This window comes from Polaromonas sp. P3_B1 (assembly GCF_056402935.1).
Genome location: NZ_JBFUGK010000078.1, coordinates 1 through 3,422, shown reverse-complemented (window position 1 = coordinate 3,422; position 3,422 = coordinate 1). Strand labels below are relative to the sequence as shown.

Below are 3,422 nucleotides of genomic sequence, written 5' to 3'. Positions count from 1 at the left end.
CCCGTTTCACTCCCTCCCCCGCTGGGGGAGGGTGGGGTGGGGGCCAACCGGCCTTTAAACAGGCGCAGCGCAACATCAAGCACCGCCGGCCCCCATCCCAGCCTTCCCCCAGCGGGGGAAGGAGCAAAACCCGGATAAAACCACCCCCAACAAGCCAAAAAAATCCGCCAAACCCCCTCTTGAAATTTTTTGGCGAATTCCTAATTCCTCCATCCGGGCGCCTCGCCAATGGGCCGGCGCCATTCCGATGATCGTGTTCAACCGAATGGAGGTAATCGCCATGTTTCGATCCCTGTTTCCCTACGACCCGTTCGGAGAGATGGACCGCCTGCAACGCGAAATTCAGCAGGCGCTCGACCTGTCTCCCAACATCCGTGGCTTCGGCCGCGGCGGCTTTCCTGCCCTCAACATCGGCGGCACGCCGCAGACGGTGGAGGTCTATGCCTTCGCACCCGGCGTCGATCCCAAGACCCTGCAAATCGACCTGGAGCGCGGCATGCTCACCATTGCCGGCGAGCGCAAGTCCGGGCTGCCCGAGGCCGGCAAGCAAGCCACGCTGCACATCAACGAGCGCTTTGCCGGCAGCTTCCGCCGCGTGATCAGCCTGCCCGAAGACGCCGACCCCGATGCCGTCGATGCCAGCTTCAAGGACGGGCTGCTGCACATCAGCATCCAGCGCCGCGCGGCCGCACAGCCCCGCCGCATCACCATCCACTGACTGAAGGACTGAGAGACAGACCAAAAGGAGCTCAACCATGTTCGGTAAATCCACCCCAACCACTACGAGCAACGACACCGGCCGCAATGTCGGCAACTTCAACAACAACAGCGGCAACAACGGCAACGCCATACAGAACAGCGCCTCGTCCACCGAGGTCACGCGGCAGCAAGGCCAGCGCGCCCGCTACAACGCCAACGCCACGCTCACGCCACCCGTCGACGTGGTGGAGGACAGCACCGGCATCACCCTGTATGCCGACCTGCCCGGCGTGCCCAAAGAGAACCTCAAGCTGCAGGTCGAGGCCGACACGCTGACCATTGAGGCCGAGTCCGCCCTGGCCGCGCCCGAAGGCCTGCAGTCCAGCCACACCGAGGTGGGCCTGGGACGTTTTCACCGCGTCTTCAGCCTCAGCAAAGAGCTGGACACCGAGAACGTGACGGCCGAGCTGGCCCACGGCGTGCTCAAGCTGCGCATCCCCAAAGCCGCGCACGCCCAGCCACGGCGGATTAACGTCAAGGTGGCTTGAGGCTTGCTCCCTCCCCCGCTGGGGGAGGGCAGCGGTGGGGGCCGGCCCGACCGCACCGTTTTCTCTTTCCCTCCCCCGCTGGGGGAGGGTAGGGTGGGGGCCGGCACAGCCTTCGAGCAAGCACGGCGAAACCATCACACGCCGCCGGCCCCCATCAGCGCCGCGCAACATCCTGCGCAGCCAGCCCTCACCCTAACCCTCTCCCAGAGGGAGAGGGAAAGAGAGGGGACAAAATGCACCCATCCACCTTCTCCTACACCCCCGCGGATGTCCCGCCGATAGGCCGCGCCCGCAACGCCCGCGACGCTATCAGGGCAGGTAACGGACCGGCCGCATGGGCCGCCCCGACCCGCAAGCGCCCCACCCACCCAGCAGGAGAAACAACATGACCATACTCTGGACCATCCTCATCGGCTTTCTGATCGGCCTCGTCGCCAAATTCCTCATGCCCGGCCGCGACCCCGGCGGCTTCATCATCACCGTGCTCATCGGTATCGCCGGCTCCTTTGTCGCGAGTTATGTCGGCGCCGCCATGGGCTGGTACCGGAACGGCGAGACAGCCGGCTTCATCGCCGCCGTGCTCGGCGCCATCGTGCTGCTGCTGATTTACCGCATGGTCACGGTCAGGCGCTAGGCCGGGTTTGATCCCCTCTCCTGATTGACTCCCTCCCCCGCTGGGGGAGGGTTGGGGTAGGGGCCAGCAGCCTTCGAACAAGCACCGCGAAGACACACGCCGCTTCTCTCCCCGATGGGGTCCCCTCTCCCCCTGGGAGAGGGTTAGGGTGAGGGCCAGCGGCCTTCAAACAAGCGCAGCGAAACCACACGCGCCGCCGGCCCCCATCCCCACCTTCCCCCAGCGGGGGAAGGAGCCCTAGGGCCTCTTCCCGCCAGCTTCAGCCAGCGGGTCCGCATGCCGATGCACCAGCTTCCACGCATCCCCCTCCAGCCGAAATACCTCCGTCACCCGCAGCGTCATAGGCACCGCATCGGCCTTGCCCTTTATCTGCGCCTGCGCCTTCTGGTAGCCCGTCCAGTAAGCGACGGTATCGCCGGCCCCCATGTCCAGGATCTCAAACTCGGATGTGCTGCCCGGCCCAAACATCTGGGCGTCATGCTCATAGCGTGACCACACCGCGTCCGCACCCTGCACCGCCCCACCGCCTGGCCCCATAAACGTGGCCGGCGATGCATGCGCGACCACACGCGCAAGCGGCGCGGCATTGCCGCTGACATACGCGCTCGCGGCATGCTGGCGGGTTTTCATAAAGGATTGGAAGTCCTGGTGCTGGCTCATGGCTTGTCCCCTTAAAAGGACCAAGGTAAGGCTGGCGCGCGGGGCGTGGCGTAGGACAAGGGATGAGGGGGAAAGCGGAGAAGTCGGACGGGGCAATTGTTTTGGTGAATATTCACCTGGGAAAGGAAGGCGTTTTAGCTCCTTGAACCACAGAAGCACCCTAGTCGCAACGCCACTTCGGGGCCATGATGCCTGTCACAAAGTGTTAGCAACTTCCGAACGGCCAATGGACTCCGCAACTCTCTCCTCGATTTCAACCACCTTGGGCATTCTTGCGCCGGCATGCATGGGCGGACTCTTCGTCTGGGTCGCGTTGCGCACGCGTTCTCGCCACACATTGTTCTATCGCATGTGGCAGCTGATTCACGGCAGCCAAGAAATCAGCGACCCGGAGATTCGAGCCTATGTCAGCGAGCAAAACAGTCTGATGACCTTTCGGTTCATAGCTGGAGTACCCGTAAGGACTTTGGAGAGCGCGCATCACCTGATCCAATGGACGAAGCTCCGCGATGTGGACATGTTTGTTCTTCGAATAGCAGGAGATTATTTCGATCCAGATTTGCGACAGATTCGAACTCATAAACTTCCTTACCGAATCACTCAGTGGACAAAGGCAAGCCTCGTTGCGCTGAGTGTTGAATTCCGTCGAAATCTGACCCACTTAGCGCAGTAATTTCCATCCAAAACTGACCCACGTAGGCACTACCCTGCTTGTTTTAAAAGCAGGGGAAATTAGGAGTGATAGACGTGGCGACATTGAATGTCATCAGGCGATGGGCATTGAGGGATCAGATGTCCATCCGCGAGATCTCAAGGCGTACAGGCCTGGCTCGCAACACAGTGAAGAAGCACCTGCGATCGGAAGAGAGCGAGCCCAGCTA

6 protein-coding genes are annotated in these 3,422 nt (G+C 62.3%); 5 read left to right on the top strand and 1 reads right to left on the bottom strand.

All coding sequences use genetic code 11. From position 1 onward, the window contains the following. The first annotated feature begins 280 nt into the window (after nt 1-280). The 3 genes from AC1DXS_RS24645 to AC1DXS_RS24635 all read left to right on the top strand — a co-directional run bounded on the left by AC1DXS_RS24645 (nt 281) and on the right by AC1DXS_RS24635 (nt 1,881). Nucleotides 281-718 (top strand): Hsp20/alpha crystallin family protein, encoded by a 438-nt coding sequence (locus AC1DXS_RS24645; RefSeq protein WP_477740073.1) that lies wholly within the window; start codon nt 281-283, stop codon nt 716-718. A gap of 37 nt (nt 719-755) precedes the next feature. Next, nucleotides 756-1,247 carry an Hsp20/alpha crystallin family protein gene (locus AC1DXS_RS24640; RefSeq protein ID WP_477740072.1) on the top strand — a complete coding sequence of 164 codons (492 nt, stop codon included), beginning with the start codon at nt 756-758 and terminating at the stop codon, nt 1,245-1,247. A gap of 385 nt (nt 1,248-1,632) precedes the next feature. Continuing rightward, entirely contained in the window at nt 1,633-1,881 is a 249-nt protein-coding gene (locus AC1DXS_RS24635) for a GlsB/YeaQ/YmgE family stress response membrane protein (RefSeq protein WP_477740071.1), read from the top strand. 237 nt (nt 1,882-2,118) lie between these two features. Here AC1DXS_RS24635 and AC1DXS_RS24630 read toward each other — a convergent pair whose 3' ends face one another. Then, nucleotides 2,119-2,541, bottom strand: coding sequence for a YybH family protein (locus AC1DXS_RS24630; protein ID WP_477740070.1), 423 nt, complete (start codon nt 2,539-2,541; stop codon nt 2,119-2,121). 226 nt (nt 2,542-2,767) lie between these two features. Between AC1DXS_RS24630 and AC1DXS_RS24625 the strand changes: the two genes are divergently transcribed. Together AC1DXS_RS24625 and AC1DXS_RS24620 are read left to right on the top strand one after the other, a co-directional pair. Further along, nucleotides 2,768-3,214 (top strand): DUF6216 family protein, encoded by a 447-nt coding sequence (locus AC1DXS_RS24625; RefSeq protein ID WP_477740069.1) that lies wholly within the window; start codon nt 2,768-2,770, stop codon nt 3,212-3,214. 65 nt (nt 3,215-3,279) lie between these two features. Next, nucleotides 3,280-3,422, top strand: a 143-nt coding sequence (locus AC1DXS_RS24620) for a winged helix-turn-helix transcriptional regulator (RefSeq protein WP_477739015.1), incomplete at its 3' end; no start/stop codon positions are given.

Bases quoted from the DNA above. Each gene is read 5' to 3' on its own strand.
- AC1DXS_RS24645 (WP_477740073.1), top strand. From the start codon at position 281: ATGTTTCGATCCCTGTTTCCCTACGACCCGTTCGGAGAGATGGACCGC.
- AC1DXS_RS24640 (WP_477740072.1), top strand. From the start codon at position 756: ATGTTCGGTAAATCCACCCCAACCACTACGAGCAACGACACCGGCCGC.
- AC1DXS_RS24635 (WP_477740071.1), top strand. From the start codon at position 1,633: ATGACCATACTCTGGACCATCCTCATCGGCTTTCTGATCGGCCTCGTC.
- AC1DXS_RS24630 (WP_477740070.1), bottom strand. From the start codon at position 2,541: ATGAGCCAGCACCAGGACTTCCAATCCTTTATGAAAACCCGCCAGCAT.
- AC1DXS_RS24625 (WP_477740069.1), top strand. From the start codon at position 2,768: ATGGACTCCGCAACTCTCTCCTCGATTTCAACCACCTTGGGCATTCTT.